The organism is Burkholderia sp. WTPI3, assembly GCF_021483755.1.
GTDB lineage: Bacteria > Pseudomonadota > Gammaproteobacteria > Burkholderiales > Burkholderiaceae > Burkholderia.
In genome coordinates this window covers 1-22,298 of the sequence record NZ_JAGIXF010000051.1, presented here as the reverse complement: position 1 = coordinate 22,298, position 22,298 = coordinate 1, and the positions used below count along the sequence as shown (strand labels likewise).

Below are 22,298 nucleotides of genomic sequence, written 5' to 3'. Positions count from 1 at the left end.
TAGGAATGACGTATCGACTCTGCCAGCGACACAGCGGCGCGGATAGGACGATTCGCCTGTTTTGCGGTGCCGGCGGGCCGCCTTGCGAGATCGATGCAAACCGGCTCGATCGGCGCGGACGAACGCGCGTTTCGTGCCGGCACGGCCGTTCATTCCGACAGCTTCTGCTGTGCGGATGACACTAGGATTGAAATGCGGTGGCGCTGCCGCTTGCCGGCGAGCCGCGCCGGATGGCGGCAGCGCGGCGGCTTCGTCACGCGGCTCGCGTGGCGGCGCCGCCCGCAAGCGGGCGCCGCAGATCGTGCTGCCCGCGGTCCGCAACACGCGGCGATCGTGCTTTTCGAGCGGCGTCGAACGATGCGCGAGCGACTTTTTGCCCTGATTCAATTTCGTTAAACCCAGCCCGTCCCCGGCCGCGCCGGGGCATCACACCGACAGGACGTCATCATGATCCAATTTGAACCGAAGTTCATCACGTTCGACTGCTACGGCACGCTGACCCGCTTCCAGATGGCGGAACTGGCGCGCGAGATCTACGCGGACCGGCTGTCGCCGGTCGCGATGGAGGACTTCGTGCGCGCTTTCGCCGCCTATCGGCTCGACGAGGTGCTCGGGGCCTGGAAGCCGTACCGCGACGTCCTCGTCAACGCGGTCCGGCGCACCTGCGCGCGGATCGGCACGAAGTTCGACGAAGCCGAGGCCGAGCGTTTCTATCATGCGGTTCCGACCTGGGGCCCGCACCCGGACGTGCCTGCCGGCCTGTCGCGACTCGCGAAGAAGTACAAGCTGGTGATCCTGTCGAACGCAATGGACGACCAGATCATGAGCAACGTCGACAAGCTCGGCGCACCGTTCCATGCGGTGTTCACCGCGCAGCAGGCCCAGTCGTACAAGCCGCGGATGCAGGGCTTCGAATACATGTTCGGCAAGCTCGGCTGCAAGCCGGAGGACGTGCTGCACGTGTCGTCGAGCCTGCGCTACGACCTGATGACGGCCGAGGACCTCGGCATCAAGCACAAGGCGTTCGTGAACCGCGGTCACGAGCCGGGCACGCCGTTCTACAACTATTACGAAGTGTCGGACATCGGCCATCTCGCGACGCAGCTCGGCCTGTAAGCGACGCATCGGCCGCGCGGCGTTCCGTCGCGCGACTTGCCGCCGGCCTGCCGCGATGCCCGGGAAAACCCGCGCACGCGGCAGGCCGGCGGCGTCGGACACCCCGCGCAGGCATTACGCATCGCCTCGCGTGGCGGAGGCGGTCGCAACCATCGCGGCTGCTTCGGCGTCGCGCCGTGGAATCGCGCATCGCCCGCGCCGGATTCGATCGACTCTTCGGGCTCCGATGCAAACGTGCCGGCGCCGAGCCGAATGGGCATCGCGTCCCGCTCCTTCGCGTTGCGCCGGCATGCGCCCGGCGGGCATTCGAACGCCGGCAGCGCACGCGTCGCCACGCCGGATCGCGGCCGGGCGGCGCGGCGCGCGCCGGTCGTCGGGCAAGCCGGCTTCGATGGAACCGGCAATCTTCCGACGAACGCATCGGCTGCCGCCACCCATTGCATCGGGCAAACGACCGTGTGCCGGGGCGCGCAGCTGATCATGCTGCGTAGGTGGCCCAAAACGGTCGAATCGTGTGGTGCGGCCGACCCGAATCGCGATAACCGGCATTTTGGCGATGCTTAAATGAACTCAACACGCATGACGTTGCATTCGCCACCAGCAGGCGAAGGCGGCGAGTTTCTCGAACCACGCTGGATCCCAGGACCCACTTTCCACAGTCAGGAGCAGTTCGGATGAGCGACGATATCGACAACGGCGGCACGGGGGGCTTCACGCGCCGCGACATGATGCGGGTCATGGCGGCGAGCGGCATGATGGCCGTCGGCGGCGGCGGCTTGCTGATGGAGGCGCAGTCGGCCTTCGCCGCGCCCGCACCGAAGCGCGGCGGCAAGATCCGGGTCGCGAACGAATCGAGTTCGACGGCCGATACGCTGGATCCGGCCAAGGGCTCGACGGGTGCCGACTACATCCGCTTCTTCATGTTCTACAGCGGCCTCACGCAGCTCGACGGGAGCCTGACGCCGCAGATGAATCTCGCCGAGTCGGTGCACACGACCGACGCGAAGACCTGGATCATCAAGCTGCGCAAGGGCGTCACGTTCCACGACGGCAAGCCCGTCGGCCCGGCCGACGTCGTGTACTCGCTGATGCGCCACAAGAATCCGGCCACCGCGTCGAAGGTCAAGCCGCTCGCCGACCAGTTCGCCGAAGCGAAGGCGAGCGGCCCGGACGAAGTCACGCTCACGCTCGCCAGCGCGAACGCGGATCTGCCGGTGATTCTCGCGACGCCGCAGCTCGTGATCGTGAAGGACGGCACGACCGACTTTTCGGCCGGCATCGGCTGCGGCCCGTACAAGCTCAAGTCGTTCAAGCCGGGCGTGTCGACCGTCGGCGTGCGCAACGACAGCTACTTCAAGCCGGGAATGCCTTACCTGGACGAGATCGAGCTGATCGGCATCAGCGACAGCGCCGCGCGCCTGAACGCGCTGCTCTCGGGCGACGTGCACCTGATCAACGCGATCGATCCGCGCTCGACGCAGCGCATCGCGTCCACGCCGGGCTATGCGCTGAAGGAAACCAAGTCGGGCCTGTATACCGACCTGATCATGCGCAGCGAAAACCCGATCACCGCGCATCCCGATTTCGTCGAGGGGATGAAGTACCTGTTCGATCGCGAGCAGATCCGCTCGGCGGTGTTCCGCGGCTATGCGGTGATCGGCAACGACCAGCCGATCCCGCCGGGGCATCGCTACTTCAACGCGTCGCTGCCGCAGCGGCCGCACGATCCGGACAAGGCCAAATTCCTGTTCCAGAAGGCCGGCGCGCTGGGCGTTTCGCTGCCGCCGATCTATGCGACGTCCGACGCGAACGGTTCGATCGAGATGGCCGTGCTGCTGCAGCAGGCCGGCCAGAAGATCGGGCTGAACCTGCAGGTGAACCGCGTATCGCCCGACGGCTACTGGTCGAACCACTGGATGAAGCATCCGCTCGGTTTCGGCAACATCAACCCGCGCTCGAGCGCCGACGTGCTGTTCACGCAGTTCTTCAAGTCGGACGCGCCATGGAACGAGTCGGGCTGGAAGAACGCGAAGTTCGACCAGTTGCTGCTCGCCGCGCGCTCCGAGACCGACGATGCGAAGCGCAAGCAGATGTACGGCGAGATGCAGACGATCGTGTCGCAACAGGGGCGGATCGGGATTCCGGCGTTCATCAGCTTCCTCGACGGTTACGACAAGCGCCTCGCGGGCCTCGGTTCGATTCCGACCGGCCCGATGATGGGCGGCATGTTCGCCGAGTACGTGTGGTGGAACGCGTGACGCCGTCGCTGGCCGCCGTCGCGCGACCGGTGCGGGTCACCGCCCCGGCCGTGCGCGGCTTTTTCGGGAGTGTCGATTCATGAACCGGATCCTCATCGGGCTGATCGGCCGGCGCATCGCGGTCACCGCGCTGACGCTGCTGATCGTGTCCGTGATCATCTTCACGATCACGAACCTGCTGCCGGGGGACGCCGCGCAGGCCGCGCTCGGCCAGTCGGCCACGCCGGAGACGATCGCCGCGCTGCGCCAGCAGTTCGGGCTCGACCTGCCGGCGCACGTGCGCTACGTGCACTGGCTGTCGGGGTTGCTGCACGGCGATTTCGGCCGGTCGCTGTCCGGCGACATGCCGGTGTCGGAGATGATCGGCGGGCGCTTGTCCAGGTCGCTCACGCTTGCGGCGATCACGACCGCCGTATCGGTGCCGATCGCGCTGCTGCTCGGCATTCTCGCGGCGGTCAAGCGCGAGTCGGTGATCGATCGCGCGATCAGCCTCGGCACGCTGTCGCTCGTCGCGACGCCGGAATTCCTGATCGCGACGGTCGCCGTGCTCGTGTTCGCCGTGAAGCTGCACTGGCTGTCCGCGCTGTCGTACAGCGGCCCGATCGACAGCACCCACGATTTTCTGCGTGCGTATGCGATGCCGGTGCTGACGCTGTGCGCGGTCGTGATCGCGCAGATGGCGCGTATGACGCGGGCCGCGGTGATCGAGCAACTGAGCGCGTCGTATGTCGAGATGGCCGTGCTCAAGGGCGCGAGCCCCGCGCGCGTCGTGCTGCGCCATGCGCTGCCGAACGCGATCGGGCCGATCGCCAATGCGATCGCGCTGAGCCTGTCGTATCTGCTCGGCGGCGTGATCGTCGTCGAGACGATCTTCAACTATCCGGGCCTCGCCAGCCTGATGGTCGATGCCGTCGGCAACCGCGACTTCCCGCTGGTCCAGGCGTGCACGCTGATCTTCTGCGTCGCCTATCTGATGCTCGTGCTGTTCGCTGACCTGTGCACGATCGTGTCGAACCCGAGACTGCGGACCTGAACGGTTCCGCCCCCTTTCCGAGATGCCCACCATGCACCCGACCGAACCCGTTCACCGCAGCAGCGCGGTGCCGCCCTCGGGCGAGCCGCGCTCGCCGTGGGGCGGCACGCCGCCGCCCGCCACGCCTTCTCCCGACCAGCCGCGCAAGCGTCGCGCCGCGCGCATGAAACTGACCATGGGCGGCCGTGTCGGCCTGTCGATGGTTGGCCTGATGCTGTTCATCGCCGTGTTCGCGCCGCTGCTTGCGCCGCACGACGTCGGCACGATCGTCACGCCGGACGTGTTCGCGGCGTTCAGCGCGAAGCTGCCGTTCGGCTCGGACTTTCTCGGCCGCGACATGCTGAGCCGGATTCTGTACGGCACGCGGCTGACCGTGCTGCTCGCGCTCGCGGCGGTGCTGCTCGCCGCGGTGACCGGCACGACGCTCGGGCTGCTCGCCACCGTGTCGGGCCGCGCGGTCGACGAGACGATGAGCCGGCTGCTCGACGCGCTCACGTCGATCCCGTCGAAGATGTTCGCGCTGATGTTCGTCGCCGCGTTCGGTTCGTCGCTGCCGCTGCTGATCCTGACCGCCGCGGTCAGCTACATGCCGGGCTCGTACCGGATCGCGCGCGCGCTGGCGGTCAACATCAGCACGCTCGAATTCGTGCAGGTGGCGAAGGCGCGCGGCGAAGGCGCGCTGTACATCGCGTGCGTCGAGATGCTGCCGAACATGATCCATCCGATGCTCGCGGATACCGGCCTGCGGTTCACGTTCGTCGTGCTGCTGCTGAGCGGCCTGAGCTTTCTCGGGCTGGGCGTGCAGCCGCCGTACGCGGACCTCGGCTCGCTCGTGCGCGAGAACATCGCGAGCCTCGGCGACGGCTCGGCCGTCGCGATCATGCCCGCGGTCGCCATCGCGATCCTGACGGTGGGCGTCAACCTGATGATCGACGGCCTGCCGCATCGCGGCCGCCGCAAGGGCGCGGCCGGCGCCGCGGGAGGACACTGATGCAACACGAATCGAACCCCCTCGTCGAGGTGCGCGGGCTGCGCGTGGTCGGCGGCCGGCCGGGCGGCGAGGAAACGACGATCGTCCACGGCGTCGACTTCGATATCCGGCGCGGCGAAGTGCTCGCGCTGATCGGCGAGTCCGGCTCCGGCAAGACGACGATCGCGCTGTCGCTGATGGGCCATGCGCGCGCCGGCTGCCGGATCGCCGGCGGCTCGGTGAAGCTCGGCGGCACGGACGTCTGCACGCTGTCGGCACCCGCGTTGACCGCGCTGCGCGGCCGCAAGGTCGCGTACATCGCGCAGAGCGCCGCTGCCGCGTTCAACCCGTCGCGCACGATTCTCGACCAGGTGATCGAAAGCGCGCTGATCCACAAGACGATGACCAAGCGCGACGCGCAGGCGAAGGCTGTCGAGCTGTTCCGCGCGCTCGCGCTGCCGGAGCCGGAGACGATCGGCAAGCGCTATCCGCACCAGGTGTCGGGCGGCCAGCTGCAGCGCCTGATGGCCGCGATGGCGCTGATCACCGATCCGGAGCTCGTGATTCTCGACGAGCCGACCACCGCGCTCGACGTGACCACGCAGATCGACGTGCTGCTGGCATTCAAGAGCGTGATCCGTCGCTACGGGATGAGTGCGGTGTACGTGTCGCACGACCTGGCGGTGGTCGCGCAGATGGCCGACCGGATCGTCGTGCTGAGCGACGGCGTGATTCGCGAGGCGGGCGATACCGGGCAGATCCTGCATGCGCCGGCCCATCCGTACACGCAGAGCCTGATCGCGGCGGTCACGCCGAGCGACACCGGGCACGACGCGAAAGCGGCGAGCGCCGCCCCGGCGCCGCTGCTGGAGGTGCGCGGCGCGATCGCCGGCTACGGCGGCCGCACCGCGAAAGGCTGGCCCGCGAAAGTGATCCTGCATGAAGTGGATCTGCGCATCGGGCGTGGGCAGACGGTCGGCGTGATCGGCGAATCGGGCTCCGGCAAGACGACGCTCGCGAAGGTGATCGCGGGCCTCGTGCCGGCGACGGGCGGCGAGATCCTGCTCGACGGCGAGCCGCTCGCGCGCGATATCGGCAAACGCACCAAGGAGCAGCACCGCCGCGTGCAGATCGTGTTCCAGAACGCCGATACCGCGCTCAATCCGGTGCATACCGTCGAGCGCACGCTGGCGCGGCCGCTGGCGTTCTATCACGGGATCAAGGGCGCGCGGGCACGGCAGCGCGTCGCGGAACTGCTCGAGCTCGTGCGGCTGCCGCAGGCGGTGGCGGGGCGGCGTACCGGCGAGCTGTCCGGCGGGCAGAAGCAGCGCGTGAACCTCGCGCGTGCGCTCGCGGCCGAGCCCGACCTGATCCTGTGCGACGAAGTCACGTCGGCGCTCGATACCGTGGTCGGCGCCGCGATCATGGACCTGCTGCGCGACCTGCAGGCGAAGCTCGGCGTGTCGTACGTGTTCATCACGCACGACATCGCGAAGGTGCGTGCGATCAGCGACGACATCGTCGTGCTGTACGCGGGACGCCGCGTCGAAACCGGTAGCCGCGATGCGCTGTGCGCACCGCCTTATCACCCGTATTCGCACCTGCTCGTGTCGTCCGCGCCCGAGCTGCGCGCGGGCTGGCTCGACGACGCTGCCGAGCGCTGCCATCGGCCGCTGGTGCCGATCGGCGCGAGCGCGGACGATGGCGAGCTCTGCCCGTTCCTGTCGCGCTGCGCGATGCGGGTGGACGGCGTGTGCAACCGCACGGCGCCGGTGCTGCGCACGCTCGGCAACGGCGCCCAGGTGCTGTGCCATCGCAGCGAGGAAGATCTCGCACACTTCCAGGCGGAGCCGGCGCAGGCCGGCGTCGCGCCGGTGCAGCCGGTGCGGCTGTAGCGCGCCGCGCCGGCCGCCCGCATAGTCTGCTGCGGCGGCCGCGCAAAACGGCGATTTGTATGCGTGCCGTGCGCGAATACGCGGCAACTGCGCTTTTTGACGGTGATTAAATGATTCTCATTGAACGGCCGTCGCCGGCATGCAAAAGAAGGATCCGATGAAACTCGAATCGTACTGGCTGGACACCCGCCCCGCGTTTCACGCCGGCTGCGAAGGCCCCGTCGAAGGGCGCGCCGACGTGGTCGTGATCGGCGGCGGCTTTACCGGCTTGTCGGCGGCGCTCGCGCTGGCGCAGCGCGGCGTATCGGTGGTCGTGCTCGAAGCCGCGCAGATTGCCGGTGAGGCGTCCGGCCGCAACGGCGGCCAGTGCAATACCGGCGTCGCGCAGGACTACGCGTCGCTTGCGGCGCGAATCGGGGCCGAGCCTGCGAAACAGTTCTATCGGGCATATGAAAGCGCGGTGAAGAGCGTCGAGACGATCGTCGCCGAGCACGCGATCGACTGCGACTTCCGGCGTGCGGGCAAGCTGAAGCTGGCCGCGAAGCCGCAGCATTTCGCGGGACTCGCGAAGACGTTCGACGCATTGCGGCGCGACGTCGATCCCGATATCGAACTGATCGAGCCGTCGCGGATTCGTGATGAAATCGCCTCCGACGGCTTCTACGGCGGGCTCCTGCAGCGCAATGGCGCGCAGATGCACATGGGCAAGTTCGGCGTCGGCCTCGCGCAAGCGGCCGCGCGTGCCGGCGCGCGTCTGTACGAGCATGCGGCCGTCACGCAGCTCGAACGGCTCGACGGCGAACGCCACACGATCACCTGCACGCGCGGCACGATCGTCGCCGATCGCGTGCTGGTCGCGACCGGCGCATCGCAGCACGGGCCGTTCGCGTGGTTCCGGCGACGCATCGCGCCGGTCGGCAGCTTCATCGTCGTGACCGAGCCGCTGCCCGACGCGCAGCTGAACCGGCTGTTTCCGCATCGCCGCGCGTACGTGACGTCGCGCCAGATCGGCAACTACTTTCGCGTGACGCCCGACAGCCGGCTGCTGTTCGGCGGACGCGCGCGCTTCGCGATGTCGAGCCCGCGCTCCGACGCGAAAAGCGGCGACATCCTGCGCGCCGGCATGGCCGGCTACTTCCCCGAACTGGCCCGCGTGCGGCTGGACTACTGCTGGGGCGGGCTGGTCGACATCACCGCCGACCGGCTGCCGCGCGCGGGCCAGCACGACGGGCTCTATTACTCGATGGGCTACAGCGGCCACGGCGTGCAGATGTCCGTGCACATGGGGCGCGTGATGGCCGACGTGCTGTACGGCGCGGCTGCGGCAAATCCGTGGCGCGAGCTCGACTGGCCGGCGATGCCCGGCCATTTCGGGCACGCGTGGTTCCTGCCGCTCGTCGGCGCGTATTACCGGATGCAGGATTTCCTGCACTGAAGCGGCCGCCCCCCGGAGGATTCGACATGACCGCACGATGCATTTTCCCGCTCACCGCCGGCGGCACGATGGCGGAGCCGATCGGCGCGTTCCCGTACGCGCGATTCGACGCGCTGGCCGCTGCATGAGGACGGAGAGCATGACGACCCTGTTCCACGATCGGGCCGAAGGCGCGGCGGCGCGCGCAGTGCGTGTCGCGCAGCCCGTATCGACGGCGATCGACGACGTGCTGCGCACGATCGACGCGTCGTTCGCGCAGCCGCTGAACCTCGACACGCTCGCGGCGGTGGCCGGATTGAGCGTGTCGCGTTTCACCGCGCGCTTTCGCAGCGAAGTCGGCTTGTCGCCGCATCGGTATCTGTGTTTCGTGCGTGTGCGGCGGGCGCAGGACTTGTTGCGCGCCGGCCTGGCGCCGTCGGTCGTCGCGACCGAAGTCGGCTTCTTCGATCAGAGCCACCTGTGCCGGCATTTTCGCCGGGTGCTCGGGATCACGCCGCGCGATTACGTGGTCGCGCGGCCGGCTGGCGTGTCGGCGAGAACGTCGCCGGTGCGCCCGCGCGCCGAACGTCGCGAAGCATCGTGTCACGTCGCGTAGGCGCAGCGCACGCGGCGTGACCGTTATCCGGCGCTTAACGCGTGGTTTTGGGGTGGTTAATCAGCGGGACGGGCTGCGCCGGCACAATGGCGGAAACGGCTGGCCGCCTACGGGACAAGGCAGGAATCACGGGCGTCACATTTTTTTGAACCGATCAATTGTCCTAACGGGTTTGCGGATCGAGCGTCCGTGAACGACGATTTTCGATATCGCGCGACGGATTCTCGACAACACCGTCGCGCACTGGCAGGAGCAGAAATGACCGCAGCTTTCGTGTTGCATCGTGCCGACGGCACACAGCCTTCAACCACGTTCCGCAAGCAGGCGTTCGGCGAGAACGATCCTTTCGCGCGACATCGGGAGGTGGCGTGGGAAGGGCCAGACGCGATGGCCGCCGGACGTATCTCGTTCGTCGGCGAGCTGGACGTGCCGAGCTATCCGCACATTGAAACCATCGTCGTCGTCGAAGGCGAACTGATGCTCGAAGCGGACGGGGCCGCCCCGCTGGTGCTGGGGCCGCGGGAAGGGGCGGTCATCGGCGGCGGCACGGCGCTGCGCGTCGCCGCGCAATCGCCCGTGCTTCTCGTGTTCTGCACCGCCGCGTGCCCGAAACCGACCAGGCGCGGCCTCATTGCGCTGCGCGCCGATGCCGACTTCAAGCCGTCGTCGTCGCTGCCCGCCGAGGTGCTGCTCGGGCCAGCGCCGCAATGCCGCAGCGACAACGTCTTCCTCGACGACGGCGCAGAGTACTGCGCGGGCACGTGGGACTCGACGCCCTATCACCGGATCATCCGGCCGCATCGCGTGAACGAGTTCATGCTCCTGCTGGCCGGCGGCGTTCGGTTCGCGGCGCCCGACGGCGGCGTCCTGTCGCTCGGCGCCGGCGACGCGCTGTTCGTGCCGCGCGGCGCGCCGATCGGGTGGGAGAGCAGTGAACGCGTGGCGAAATTCTACGTCGTGCAAAACGTCCAAGCATCAACCGAACGAGACTGACCATGTCCCCTCCGCTGCGCCACATAGAAACTTCCCCCACGCTGCCGGCTTCGGCCGACGTCGTCGTGATCGGCGGCGGCATCATCGGTGTCTTTACCGCCTATTACCTTGCCCGGCGCGGGGTGTCGGTCGCGCTGGTCGAGAAGGGCCGCATCGGCGCCGAGCAGTCGAGCCGCAACTGGGGATGGTGCCGCCAGCAGAACCGCGACGCGCGCGAGTTGCCGATGGCCAGCAAGAGCATCGATCTGTGGGAGCGCTTCGCCGCCGAATCCGGCGAAGACACGGGCTTTCATCGCTGCGGGCTGCTGTATCTGAGCAATGACGACGAGGAGCTGTCGCGCTGGGCCAGTTGGGGCGACTTCGCGAAAACCGCGGGCGTGACGACCTACATGCTCGACAGCAAGCAGGCCGGCGAGCGCGGACGCGCCACCGGGCGGCAGTGGAAAGGCGGCGTATTCTCGCCGAGCGACGGCACGGCCGATCCGGGCAAGGCCGCGCCGGCCGTGGCCGCCGCATTGATGAAGCTCGGCGGCAGCGTCCACCAGCACTGCGCCGCGCGCGGCGTCGAGCTCGAGGGCGGCCGCGTCAGCGCCGTCGTCACGGAGGCGGGCGTCATCAAGACCAGGACGGTCGTGCTCGCGGGCGGTGCATGGGCGTCGTCGTTCTGCCGCCAGCTCGGCATCCGTTTCCCGCAGGCGTCGATCAGGCAGTCGATCCTGAGCGTGTCGCCCGTCGAGCATCCGCTGCCCGATGCGATGTATACGTCCGGCGTGTCCGTGACCCGCCGCAGCGACGGGCGCTACGCGCTTGCGATCAGCGGCCGCGCGCGCGTGGACCTGACGCCGCAGTTCCTGCGCTTCGCGCCGCAATTCGTGCCGATGTTCGCGAAGCGCTGGCGCAATCTGCTGCCGGGCGGCCTCGAAGGCATGCGCGGCGGCCACGAAACGCTCAAGCGCTGGCGGCTCGATGCGCCGACCCCGATGGAGGCGGTGCGCATTCTGGATCCGAAACCCGACATGCCGACGGTCACCGAAACGTATCGCCGTGCGGTGGAACTGCTGCCCGAGCTGCGCGACGCGACCATCACGCATGCCTGGGCCGGGTTCGTCGACAGCACGCCGGACGGCGTGCCGGGGATTGGCGAAGTGCCGGGCGTGCCTGGATTGATCCTGGCGGCGGGTTTTTCCGGGCACGGCTTCGGGATCGGCCCCGGCGCCGGTCATCTGATCGCGGATCTCGCCACGGGTACGCAACCACTGGTCGATCCGTTGCCATATCGGCCCAGCCGTTTCGCCGATTCCGCATGGGGCAAGGTCGCCGATTTCTAGGCCGGAGCCGTCACGCGTGCGACGGTGACGGCCTCGGCACGATGCGTTTCGATCCGGACAGCGTGCGAGCGGCCGGATCGATGTGATGAATGCTCGCCGCGCTTTGCAGCCCGGTGCTGCCGACATGGGAGTGTGTAATGCGTTTCGGTTCCTACTGGCTCGATACGTCCGAGCCATTCGTGAGCCGCTCGCCGCAGCGGCCGGACGGAAGTTGCGACGTGGTGGTGGTGGGCGGCGGGATCACCGGCTCGGCGGCCGCGCTGGCGCTGGCGAAAAAAGGCGCACGGGTCGTCGTCTGCGAAGCGGGCACCGTGGGACAGGCGGCGTCGGGACGCAACGGCGGCATGTGCAACAACGGCTTCGCCCAGGATTACGCGTTCCTGTCGCGGCGCATCGGCACGGAACTGGCGAACCGGCTGTATCTCGCGTTCGATGCGGGCGTCGACACGGTCGAGCGGCTGGTCAGGGAAGAGTCGATCGATTGCGATTTCGCGCGGCGCGGCAAGCTCAAGCTCGCGGCGAAGCCCGAGCACTACGACAAGCTCGTGCGAAGCCAGGCGCTGCTCGCCGCGAGCGTGGACCCTGACACGCGCGTGGTGACGAAAGCCGAGCTGCGCGACGAGATCGGTTCGGACCGTTATCACGGCGGGCTGATCTTCGAGAAGAGTGCCGGGATGCACGTCGGCCGCTATGTGCGCGGCCTGGCGAGCGCCGCGCAAGCGCGCGGCGCGCACATTCTCGAGCATGCGCCCGTTCTCGGTCTGGCCAGGCAAGCGGGCGGCACGTACGCGGTGCGGACGCCGCTCGGGGAGATCCGCGCGCGCCAGGTGCTGCTCGCCAGCGGTATCTCGCAGGTCGGGCCGTTCGGCTGGATCCGGCGCAGGATCGTGCCGGTCGGCGCGTTCATCATCGTCACCGAGCCGTTGCCCCGCGAGTTGCTCGACCGGTTGCTGCCGACCCGCCGGATGGCCACCGACACCAAGAACTTCGTCAATTTCTTCCGCGTCACGCCCGACAACCGGATGCTGTTCGGCGGACGGGCGCGTTTCGCCACGTCGAACCCGCGTTCGGACGAACGCAGCGGGATGATCCTGCGACAGCAGATGGCTGCCGTGTTTCCCGAACTGGCCGACGTGCGCATCGACTATTGCTGGGGCGGGATGGTCGACATGACGGCCAACCGCCTGCCGCGCGCGGGCCAGCGCGACGGCGTGTATTACTCGATGGGGTATAGCGGCCACGGCACGCACATGGCGACGCTGATGGGCACGCTGATGGCGGAGATCATGGACGGACGCGCCGATCTCAATCCGTGGAAAAGCTTCGACTGGCCCGCGATTCCCGGCCATTTCGGCAAACCCTGGTTTCTGCCGTTCGTCGGCGCATGGTATCGACTCAAGGACACTTTGCAATGAATTCGCCCGTCAATTCACCCGTTGGCCATCTGATGGAAAACGGCAGGCTCGATCGGTTCTTCATCGACGGCGACTGGGTCTTGCCCGACGGCGACGGCCGGTTCGCGGTCGTCTGCCCGTCCACCGAAGACACGCTGTGCGAGATCCCGCTCGGGAACGCGCGCGATGCCGACCGCGCGGTGCGGGCCGCGCGCAACGCGTTCGAGCGCTGGGCCGCGACGGCGCCGGCGCAACGCGCCGCGCTGCTCGACCGCGTTCATGCGTTGATGCTCGAGCGTGCCGAGCAGTTCGCCGCGGCGCTCGCGCTGGAAATGGGCGCGCCGATCAGCTACGCGCGCAGCGCCCATGTGCCGCTTGCGGCCGAACACATCCGGGTCACGCGCGACAATCTGGCCAGCTACCCGTTCGTCACGCGGCGCGGGACGACCGCGGTCGTACGCGAGCCGATCGGCGTGTGCGCGCTGATCACGCCGTGGAACTGGCCGATCTATCAAATCACCGCGAAGGTCGGTCCGGCGCTCGCGGCAGGCTGCACGGTGGTGCTGAAACCCAGCGAGCTGTCGCCGCTCAGCGCGCTGCTGTTTGCGCAAGTGATCGCCGATGCGGGCGTGCCCGCCGGCGTGTTCAATCTGGTGAGCGGCAGCGGCGAGGCGGTGGGCGCCGCGCTGTCGTCTCATCCGGAGGTCGACATGGTGTCGATCACCGGCTCGACGCGTGCGGGCGTGCTGGTTGCGCAAGCGGCAGCGCCGACCGTCAAGCGGGTCGCGCAGGAGCTCGGCGGCAAGTCGCCGAACATCGTGTTGCCCGATGCGGACCTGTCGCGTGCGATCGCGCCGGGCGTGGCCGCCGCGTTCCGGAACATGGGCCAGTCGTGCAGCGCACCGACCCGCATGATCGTGCCGCGCGACGCGCTCGGCGCGATCGAGGAACTGGCCGTCGCGGCAGCGCAGCGGCTGGTCGTGGGCGATCCGTTCGACGACGCGACGACGCACGGGCCGCTCGCCAATCGCGCGCAGTTCGGCCGGGTCGCGCAGATGATCGACACGGGCATCGACGAACGGGCAAAGCTGATCGCCGGCGGCCCCGGGCGGCCGGCGGGATTCGACCGTGGCTTTTATGCGCGGCCGACGATTTTTTCCGACGTTCGTACCGACATGGCGATCGCGCAGCAGGAGATCTTCGGTCCGGTCCTCGCGATCCTGCCTTACGACTCCGTCGACGAAGCCGTCGCGATCGCGAACGACACGGTCTACGGGCTGGGTGCGCACGTGCAGGGCACCGACAAGGAACGCGTGCGCGCGGTGGCGTCACGCATCCGGTCGGGCCAGGTGCATCTGAACTACCCTGCATGGGACCCGCAGGCGCCGTTCGGCGGCTACAAGCAGTCGGGCAACGGTCGCGAGTACGGGATCGAAGGGATGGAGGAGTACATGGAGGTCAAGTCGATCCTGGGCTTCTACGATTGATGGAACGGCTGCACGCGAACGCGGCAGCCGTGCAGAATCGAAACCGTTTGCTTTCCGAAGGTGCCTGAATTGAATGATCCCATCATCCCCGAGACGTCGCTGGAAGCGCATCGCGCACACTGGGCGATGTTGCGCCGCGATCTGCACGCTCATCCTGAGCTGCGATTCGAGGAACACAGGACGGCCGACGTCGTCGCCCGCGAGCTCGAAGCGCTCGGCTACGCGGTGTCGCGCGGGCTAGGCGGTACGGGTGTCGTCGCGAGCCTGCCCGGAGCGGATCCGGGCAGGGGAATCGTGCTGCGCGCGGATCTCGATGCATTGCCGATCCACGAAGCGAACGACTTCGCACATGCATCGTGCACCCATGGGATCATGCATGCATGCGGGCACGACGGTCACACCGTCATGTTGCTCGGCGCGGCGCGCATCCTGAAGGAATCGCCGCAGTTGCCGGGCACGGTTCATTTCGTGTTTCAGCCCGGAGAAGAAGGCGGCGCGGGCGCGCGCAAGATGATCGACGACGGGCTGTTCGAGCAATATCCGACCGAAGCGGTGTTCGGCATGCACAACTGGCCCGGTTTGCCGGCAGGGCAATTCGGGTTGCGCACCGGCCCGATCATGGCCGCGGGCTCGCGCTTCAGGATCACCGTGACCGGCAAGGGTGCGCATGCGGCGCAGCCGCATCTGGGCCTTGATCCCGTGCCGCTCGCCTGTTCGATGGTGCTGCAGTGCCAGACCATCGCGGCGCGGCACAAGGATCCGGTAGATCCCGCCGTCATTTCCGTGTGCATGTTCCATGCGGGAACGACGGACAACGTCATTCCGGACAGCGCCGAGCTGCGCGGCACGATCCGCACGCTGTCGTCGGCATTGCAGCAACAGCTGCAACGCGATGTCCAGCGCACGTGCGAGGCGCTGGCGCATGCCTATGGCGCGCAGGTCGACGTCGAGTTTTTTCAGTACTATCCCGCGACGGTCAACACGCCGGCCGAGACGGCATTCTGCGAAGCGGTGATTCGCGACACGTTCGGCGACGAACGCCTGCACCGCGACGTGCCGCCGAACATGACGTCCGAAGACTTCGGCTTCATGCTGGAGGAACGGCCCGGCGCGTACGTGCTGATCGGCAATGCGCCGGCCGGCATGGCCGCGGCGGCGCTGCATCACCCGAAATACGATTTCAACGACGACATCATTCCGGCCGGCGTCCGGTATTGGGTCGCCCTCGCACAGCGCTATTTCTCGCGATTCCCGGGAACCTGCGCGTGATGCCGAGCGCGGTCGCGGCCGGGCGGCGCCGAACGGCCGCGCGCGTTCCTTGCGTTAAGTATTCTTTAACGACTGATTGATGAATCGTTAAGCGCAGGAATGGCATTCCTTCCTATAGTTCGTTCCATGAGCTCGCCGCTGCCGTGCGCAGGCCGCAACCGGTGCGACTGCCTCGCACCGTCGTTTGCATCCGGTTGCGAGACAGCGCCACTTCGAAGGATGACTTGATGAACAACGAACACGTGATGAACACTTCCGGCGCCGCGACGGCGCTTCACTATCGACGGTTTACCGCCGCCGATGTACCCGCGGCCCACGCACTCTCGATGGCGCTTCGCTGGCCGTTCAGGGCGGAAGACTGGCAGTTTTCCGCGGACACCTCAATCGCGTTCGCGGCCGAGGAAAACGGGGTGGTCATCGGTACGGCGATGTGCTGGAAGTATGGTGCGGACCGTGCTGCGATCGGGCACGTGATCGTGTCGTCCGAGCATCAGGGCCGAGGCATCGGCCGCGCGCTGATGGAAGTCCTCCTCGACGAATTGGGGCCGCGCGTGACGTTCCTGCATGCGACGCCGGCCGGCCAGCCGCTCTACGAGAAGCTCGGCTTCAGCGTGTGCGGATCGCTGGACCAATATCAAGGGAACGTCAGTCGGCCTGCGGCGGTTGCGCTGCCCGAGGGCGCGCGACTGCGGGCTGGCACGCCCGACGATTTTCGCCGCCTCGCGGAGCTGGACGCGCGTGCTTCCGGCCTGGAGCGCGACGCGCTGCTGTCGGTCCTGCTGAAGCGGGGGGAAAGCGTCGTGCTCGAACGCGATGGCGAGATCGCCGGATTTTCCGTGCTGCGCCGCTTCGGTCGTGGCGACGTGATCGGGCCGGTCGTCGCACTGCGCACGAGCGGCGACGCGGATGCGAAGGCGCTGATCGGTCACTGGTTGAGCGCGCGGGAGCATGAATTCGTTCGCATCGACGTGCCGTCGGGCACGAGTTTGCCGGACTGGCTCGACGCGCAGGGATTGAAACGCGTGGACACCTGCTCGAAGATGGTTCGCAACGCGCCTGCGGCGGCCCACGTCAGCGCGCCCGATCAGGTATGCGGGCTGTACGGCCTGGTCAGTCAGGCGATGTTGTAGACGTCGGCGGCGCGGGGCGTCGCGCTCGGTGCGCGCGCGCGCACCTTCACCTGTTCGGGCGATATCGCCAACGCGCTGGCCGTCATCGCAAACTCGGCCTTCGTCGCGGCAGTCAATCCACGACCTTGAACAGCCGATTCTTCTCGATCACGCCGGCTTTCGGCAGTTTGCCGTCATCCTCGCCCTCGGCGCGCAGGTGCCGCTCGTCGAGCGCCGGCCCGGTATAGCGGCTGCGCGGCCGGATCACCTTGCCCACGCGCAACTGCTCGATGCAGTGCGCCAGCAGCCCGACGCTGCGCGCGATCGAGAACAGCCCGAAGGCTGCGTCGCGCGGCAACTGCAGCTGTACCGACAGCATCGCGAGCGCGACGTCGATGGTCGGCCGCTGGCCGGTGAGCGCCGTCACCTTGTCGATGAAGCGGGCCAGTTCCGGCGGCGGATCGAGTCGCGCGAGCAGCGCGGCCGCGCGCGGATCGCCATCGGGATAGAGATGATGGCCGAAGCCGGGGATCGGAATCGCGGACTTCAGGTGATGATCGACCACGCGCCCGGCGCCGAGCCGCTCGACATCGTCGAACACCGCGCGCACGCGACCGGAAGCGTCGCCATGCAGCGGCCCCGACAGCGTCGCGAGCCCGGTCAGCAGGCAGCCCGCGAGCGATGCGCCGGTCGATGCGGTGATGCGCGCGGCGAACGCCGAACTCGTGATCTCGTGATCGGCCACCAGCACCATCGCACGGCGCAGCAGGTCGGCGCCGTGGCTGTCCTGCCCCCAGCCCGCGGCGAGCCGCTGATGGGTCGATGCGAGACCGGCGTCGTTATGTGCGCCGAAGGCGCGCGACACGATTGCGACGAGCTGGCCCGCCTCGACATGCAGCGCGCTGTCGAGCCGGCCGAGCGTCGAATGACCGTGCGCGGCCAGCGTCGCGAGCATCGTGAATGCGCACTGGCGATCGCGCTCGCCGGGCGGCAACGCCATGTCGGGCGCATCGAACGACACGGGCGTGGTCGCATTCCACAGCAGCGCGGCCGTTTCCTCGAGCGTGGCGGTGTCCGACAGCTGGATGCTGTCGCGGCCGCGATACCACGGCCGGCCCTTGGAAAAGGTGGTGATGCCGCTATAGATGCACGGTTCGGCCCCGAAGATCGTGCTCGCCGCGAGCGCCGCACGCTTGCGGCCGACCTGTTTCTTGCGGCACAGCGCGACGACGTCCTCGGCGCGATACAGGCTCTTGCGCGGATCGTCGGGATCCTGCATGACGGCGATGCTGCCGCGGCTCGCATACGCGTAGACGGTCTGTGCGCGCACGCCGAGCCGCCGCGCGGCTTCCGTCAGGGAGATCCAGTTGTGCATGGGGGGACCACGATCGTGATGAGGATGCGGCCGGCGCCCGGCCGCTTGCGCCGACTATAGACCCGGTTCAGTTGAATGTCATCTCGGCGGGCCGCCGCTCGAGCACCTCGACGAGGATCTCGCCCGGCGCGCGCACGAAACAGCCGCGCACGCCGGCGCGGATTCCCGTGACGGGCTGGACGATCTCCGCGCCGTGCTCGACGAGGTGCGCGTATGCGGCATCGAGATCCTCGACCAGCACGCCGAAGTGATCGATGCCCTGCATCCGTGCGCCGTTGCGCGCCTCGGGCGAGCACGCATCGGGGAGCGCCGTGATGAACAGGTTGACGGTGCCGATGCGCAGGTCGACGCGGCCGGGGCGGCGCACGATCTCGGCATTCAGGCAGCGCGCAAACCACGTGGCGGTGGCCTCGGCATCGGCCGAGCAGAGTTGCAGGTGATCCCATTTGAATTCGATCATTTTCGTTGGCTGGAAGAGGTGAGCCGCCGGAGCGGCAGGCAAGGGGATGCGAACGGGATCAGAGCTCGATGCGCGACAGCTTGCCCAGCAGCACGGAATACGACAGCGTGCCGACGAGACAGATTGCGCCCATCAGGTTCAGCGCCCAGAAAAAGTTGCCGGTGTGCTGCGTCACGTAGCCGATCATCAGCGGCGTGGTGACGGCCGCGATATTGGCCGCGAGGCTCGTGATGCTGCTGGTGAGCCCGACATAGCGTTTCGGCGCGATCTCCGACACCGCGGCCCACGACATCGAGCCGATGCCCTGCGCGAAGAACGCGACGGTGAGGATCGCGATCACGAGTGCGTTCGAGTGCACGAAATTGACGAGCACGATCGACGCACCGAGAAACGTGCCGATCACGAGCGGCGCCTTGCGGGACGACGACATCGATACGCCGCGCCGGATGCAGAGGTCGGACAGGTAGCCGGCGATCAGGATCCCGAGCGTCGCGCCGATGAACGGCATCGCCTGGAAGAAGCCGACCTTGATCATCGACATGTGCCGCTCCTCGACGAGATAGGTCATGAACCAGGTCGTGAAGAACACCAGCAGCGTGTTGTTGCAGAACTTGCCGAGACAGATCGCGAGAATCTGCCGGTAGCCGAGCAGGCGCAGCGCCATGCGCCAGTCGAAACGATCGCGCGCGGTCACCACAGGCCGTCCTTCGGTGATGTACTGCAGTTCGGCCGCGTTGACGGAGCGATGGCGTGACGGATCGCGATAGAGCTTGTACCAGACGATGCTGAACAGGATGCCGAAGCCGCCCGTCGCGAAGAACACCGCGCGCCAGCCGAACGCGGACGAGATCCACAGCAGCAGCCCGGTGAAGAGCGGCGTGCCGACATATTGACCCATGACATACACGCTGGTGGCGAAGCCGCGCTCCTGAACCGGGAACCACATCGTCACGGCGCGCGCGTTCGACGGAAAGGCGGGCGCTTCCAGTGCACCCATCGCAAGGCGCGAGCCGAGCAGCATGTGATAACCATGCGCGAGCCCCTGGGTCAGCGTGGCGAGCGACCAGCCGACCAGTGACAGCGCGTACGCGACGCGCGAGCCGAGCATGTCGGCGAGCACGCCCGCGGGCAGCAGCGCGATCGAGTAGGCGAGGCCGAACACGGCGAACAGTTCGCCCATCTGGACGCGGGTGAGTGCGAGATCCCTTGAAAGCGCCGGTGCGACGATGCCGAGCGCCGAGCGGTCGACGTAGTTGAGGATGGTCGCCACCAGCAGCATCGACAGTACGCCGTAGCGCACCCGCGATCGTCTGGCGGCGCCTGCGTGCGCGTCGAACTCGCGCATGACCGAAACCTGCTCTTCTGCGGTTTTCAATGTTGTCTCCTGATTGTGGGCCGGCGCGTTGTTCTGGTGGGCGCCGGCGAAGCGTCCGGTCAGCCGCGCCCGACGAAGGGCATCGCGCTCGCCATGATCGTCATGTTGAGGATGTTGGCTTCGAGCGGCAGGCTCGCCATCTGCACGATCGCGTGCGCGACGTGTGCCACGTCGACGCGCGGCTCGGGCGCGACGCGGCCGTCGGCCTGCAGCACGCCGCTGTTCATGCGCTCGGTCAGCGACGTGGCCGCGTTGCCGATGTCGATCTGGCCGCACGCGATGTTGAACGGCCGACCGTCGAGCGCGAGCGAGCGGGTGATGCCGAGCACGGCGTGCTTGGTGGCGGTGTACGCGATCGTGTTCGGGCGCGGCGTATGCGCGGAGATCGACCCGTTGTTGATGATGCGGCCGCCTTGCGGGGTCTGGCGCTTCATCTGGCGCCAGGCGGCGCGTGCACACAGGAAGACGCCCGTCAGGTTGGTCGCGAGCACGTCGTTCCAGAAGTCGAGCGAGTAGTCGTCGAGCGGCACGGCGCCCGCGTTGCGGCCGGCGTTGTTGAACAGCACGTCGAGGCGGCCGAATTCGCGCTCGATCTGCGCGAAGCTCGCATCCACCGACGCTTCGTCGGCCACGTCGGTCGGAATGGCCGACGCCACGCCGCCGGCCGCCTCGATGGCCTCCTTCGTCGCGAGCAGCGGCTCGATCCGTCTGCCGAGCAACGCCACGCCGAATCCGGCGCGTGCCAGCGCGATCGCGGCGGCCTGGCCGATTCCGGTGCCGGCGCCCGTCACTGCCGCGATTTTTTTCCGTGCCTGCATTTCAAGACCTCGTCTTCAGTGCGTTGAACATGGAAAAAGCATTGCGCGGCGGCGATTCACCAGCAATCTTGATTCTGTGAATCAATATCAACCGGCCCGTCGTGCCGGGGCCGCGTCAGGGTTTTCCTGAGTTCGCGCGGACGCCGCGCAAGAAGCCGGCAAGCCATTCACGAGCACCGGGCGGCGCGTTGAACGGGCCGCTTCGAATCCGCGACCGTCGCTGCGCGGACACGTTGATCGAATCAATCAATATTGACCGCCGGCGCGCGCGCTTCGTAGGCTGTGTTCCGTTTTTTCGACTCAAGGACGAGACCATGCCTGATGACAAACGCACCCGCCTGCTGGTTGCGCGACGGGTTCCCGCAGCGGTGGCTGCGCGTGCCGAATCCGAGTTCCACGCCTATGTGACGGACGCCGACATGGACGCGCCGTCCGTCGTCGCGTTCTGCAACCGCTATGACACGCCGGCCGTATTGATCGGCAAGAAGTCGGGGCTGCAGGCCGAGCACATCGAGGCGTTGCCGCCGAGCGTGAAGATCATCGCGAACGCGAGCGCCGGCTTCGACCACATGGACGTGGCCGCCGCACGCGCACGCGGCATCGTGGTCAGCAACGCACCCGACGCGCTGACCGAGTGCACGGCCGACTTCACGATGCTGCTGATGCTCGCCGCGTGCCGGCGCGCATCCGAATACGAACGGATCGTGCGGGCAGGCTGGGGCAAGTCGTTCGGAATGACCGACATGCTCGGTACGCGCGTGAACGGCAAGACGCTCGGGATCGTCGGTTTCGGCCGGATCGGCCGCGCGGTGGCGCAGCGCGCACGCGGCTTCGGGATGCACATCGTGTACACCGACAGGCGGCAGGCGCCGCCCGACGTCGAGGCCGGCGCGCGCTATTGCGCGGATCTCGATGCGCTGCTGCCGCAATGCGACATCCTTACGCTGCACGTGCCGGGCGGCGGCACGCCGCTGATGACGCGCCGCGAGTTCGGCTTGTTGCGCGAGGGGGCGGTATTCGTCAACGCGGCGCGCGGCGGTCTCGTCGACGAGGGCGCGCTGTACGACGCGCTGACTTCGCACCGGCTGTTCGGCGCGGGGCTCGACGTCTATCGCAACGAGCCGAACATCGATCCGCGTTTCGCCACGCTCGACAACGTGTTCCTGTCACCGCACATGGCCAGCGCGACGATCGAGACGCGCGACCAGATGGGCTTCACGGCACTCGACAACGTCGCGGCCGTGCTCGACGGCAGGATGGCGCCGAACGCGCTTTGAAGGGGCATGCAAGCGCACGTTGAGCAGGCCGGCTGAAACCAGCCGGCCTGCCCGGGAAAAGCGTGGATCTTCTCGATCGACCCGATGAAGCGGAGCGCAATGGCGACGATG

Annotated in this window: 20 protein-coding genes; 16 read left to right on the top strand and 4 right to left on the bottom strand. The window is 67.8% G+C overall.

The window, feature by feature from the left end; genetic code table 11:
• The first annotated feature begins 93 nt into the window (after positions 1-93).
• From J7024_RS24410 to J7024_RS24340, 15 genes are all read left to right on the top strand, one after another.
• Positions 94-396, top strand: a complete 303-nt coding sequence (locus J7024_RS24410) for a hypothetical protein (RefSeq protein WP_124897230.1) — start codon at positions 94-96, stop codon at positions 394-396.
• A gap of 51 nt (positions 397-447) precedes the next feature.
• Positions 448-1,116, top strand: a complete 669-nt coding sequence (locus tag J7024_RS24405; RefSeq protein WP_175750916.1) for a haloacid dehalogenase type II — start codon at positions 448-450, stop codon at positions 1,114-1,116.
• Between the two features lie 36 nt (positions 1,117-1,152).
• On the top strand, positions 1,153-1,680 hold the full coding sequence (locus tag J7024_RS24400) for a hypothetical protein (protein ID WP_175761149.1): 528 nt from the start codon (positions 1,153-1,155) through the stop codon (positions 1,678-1,680).
• A gap of 110 nt (positions 1,681-1,790) precedes the next feature.
• Positions 1,791-3,374, top strand: coding sequence for an ABC transporter substrate-binding protein (locus J7024_RS24395; protein WP_124897233.1), 1,584 nt, complete (start codon positions 1,791-1,793; stop codon positions 3,372-3,374).
• Between the two features lie 79 nt (positions 3,375-3,453).
• A complete protein-coding gene (locus J7024_RS24390; RefSeq protein ID WP_124897234.1) occupies positions 3,454-4,407 on the top strand; it encodes an ABC transporter permease in 954 nt (317 codons plus the stop codon).
• Positions 4,408-4,438: 31 nt separating this feature from the next.
• Positions 4,439-5,398, top strand: a complete 960-nt coding sequence (locus J7024_RS24385; protein WP_124897235.1) for an ABC transporter permease — start codon at positions 4,439-4,441, stop codon at positions 5,396-5,398.
• On the top strand, positions 5,398-7,272 hold the full coding sequence (locus J7024_RS24380) for an ABC transporter ATP-binding protein (RefSeq protein WP_175770202.1): 1,875 nt from the start codon (positions 5,398-5,400) through the stop codon (positions 7,270-7,272). Before J7024_RS24385 ends, J7024_RS24380 begins: the two co-directional genes overlap by 1 nt.
• A 157-nt stretch (positions 7,273-7,429) precedes the next feature.
• Entirely contained in the window at positions 7,430-8,707 is a 1,278-nt protein-coding gene (locus J7024_RS24375) for an NAD(P)/FAD-dependent oxidoreductase (protein ID WP_124897237.1), read from the top strand.
• A 139-nt stretch (positions 8,708-8,846) separates the two neighbouring features.
• Entirely contained in the window at positions 8,847-9,302 is a 456-nt protein-coding gene (locus J7024_RS24370) for a helix-turn-helix domain-containing protein (protein WP_175750919.1), read from the top strand.
• A 258-nt stretch (positions 9,303-9,560) separates the two neighbouring features.
• Positions 9,561-10,295, top strand: coding sequence for a cupin domain-containing protein (locus J7024_RS24365; RefSeq protein ID WP_124897239.1), 735 nt, complete (start codon positions 9,561-9,563; stop codon positions 10,293-10,295).
• Between the two features lie 2 nt (positions 10,296-10,297).
• Positions 10,298-11,623, top strand: coding sequence for an NAD(P)/FAD-dependent oxidoreductase (locus tag J7024_RS24360; RefSeq protein WP_124897240.1), 1,326 nt, complete (start codon positions 10,298-10,300; stop codon positions 11,621-11,623).
• 137 nt (positions 11,624-11,760) lie between these two features.
• On the top strand, positions 11,761-13,038 hold the full coding sequence (locus tag J7024_RS24355) for an NAD(P)/FAD-dependent oxidoreductase (protein WP_124897241.1): 1,278 nt from the start codon (positions 11,761-11,763) through the stop codon (positions 13,036-13,038).
• Entirely contained in the window at positions 13,035-14,504 is a 1,470-nt protein-coding gene (locus J7024_RS24350) for an aldehyde dehydrogenase family protein (protein ID WP_234745551.1), read from the top strand. The genes J7024_RS24355 and J7024_RS24350 overlap by 4 nt, the downstream gene beginning before the upstream one ends.
• 69 nt (positions 14,505-14,573) lie before the next feature.
• Positions 14,574-15,773, top strand: a complete 1,200-nt coding sequence (locus J7024_RS24345; protein ID WP_124897243.1) for a M20 aminoacylase family protein — start codon at positions 14,574-14,576, stop codon at positions 15,771-15,773.
• A gap of 227 nt (positions 15,774-16,000) precedes the next feature.
• Entirely contained in the window at positions 16,001-16,903 is a 903-nt protein-coding gene (locus tag J7024_RS24340) for a GNAT family N-acetyltransferase (protein ID WP_124897244.1), read from the top strand.
• 112 nt (positions 16,904-17,015) lie between these two features.
• Here J7024_RS24340 and J7024_RS24335 read toward each other — a convergent pair whose 3' ends face one another.
• From J7024_RS24335 to J7024_RS24320, 4 genes are all read right to left on the bottom strand, one after another.
• Entirely contained in the window at positions 17,016-18,257 is a 1,242-nt protein-coding gene (locus J7024_RS24335) for a citrate synthase (protein ID WP_124897245.1), read from the bottom strand.
• 67 nt (positions 18,258-18,324) lie between these two features.
• Complete coding sequence (locus J7024_RS24330) at positions 18,325-18,717, bottom strand: VOC family protein (RefSeq protein ID WP_124897246.1); 393 nt, start codon at positions 18,715-18,717, stop codon at positions 18,325-18,327.
• Positions 18,718-18,775: 58 nt separating this feature from the next.
• On the bottom strand, positions 18,776-20,062 hold the full coding sequence (locus J7024_RS24325) for an MFS transporter (RefSeq protein ID WP_124897329.1): 1,287 nt from the start codon (positions 20,060-20,062) through the stop codon (positions 18,776-18,778).
• 89 nt (positions 20,063-20,151) lie between these two features.
• The gene (locus tag J7024_RS24320) at positions 20,152-20,910 is read right to left on the bottom strand and encodes an SDR family oxidoreductase (RefSeq protein WP_124897247.1); all 759 of its coding nucleotides are present in this window, start codon (positions 20,908-20,910) and stop codon (positions 20,152-20,154) included.
• Positions 20,911-21,224: 314 nt separating this feature from the next.
• On the opposite strand from J7024_RS24320, the gene J7024_RS24315 reads away from it, so the two are divergent.
• On the top strand, positions 21,225-22,187 hold the full coding sequence (locus tag J7024_RS24315) for a 2-hydroxyacid dehydrogenase (protein ID WP_234745550.1): 963 nt from the start codon (positions 21,225-21,227) through the stop codon (positions 22,185-22,187).
• Positions 22,188-22,298: the final 111 nt, after the last annotated feature.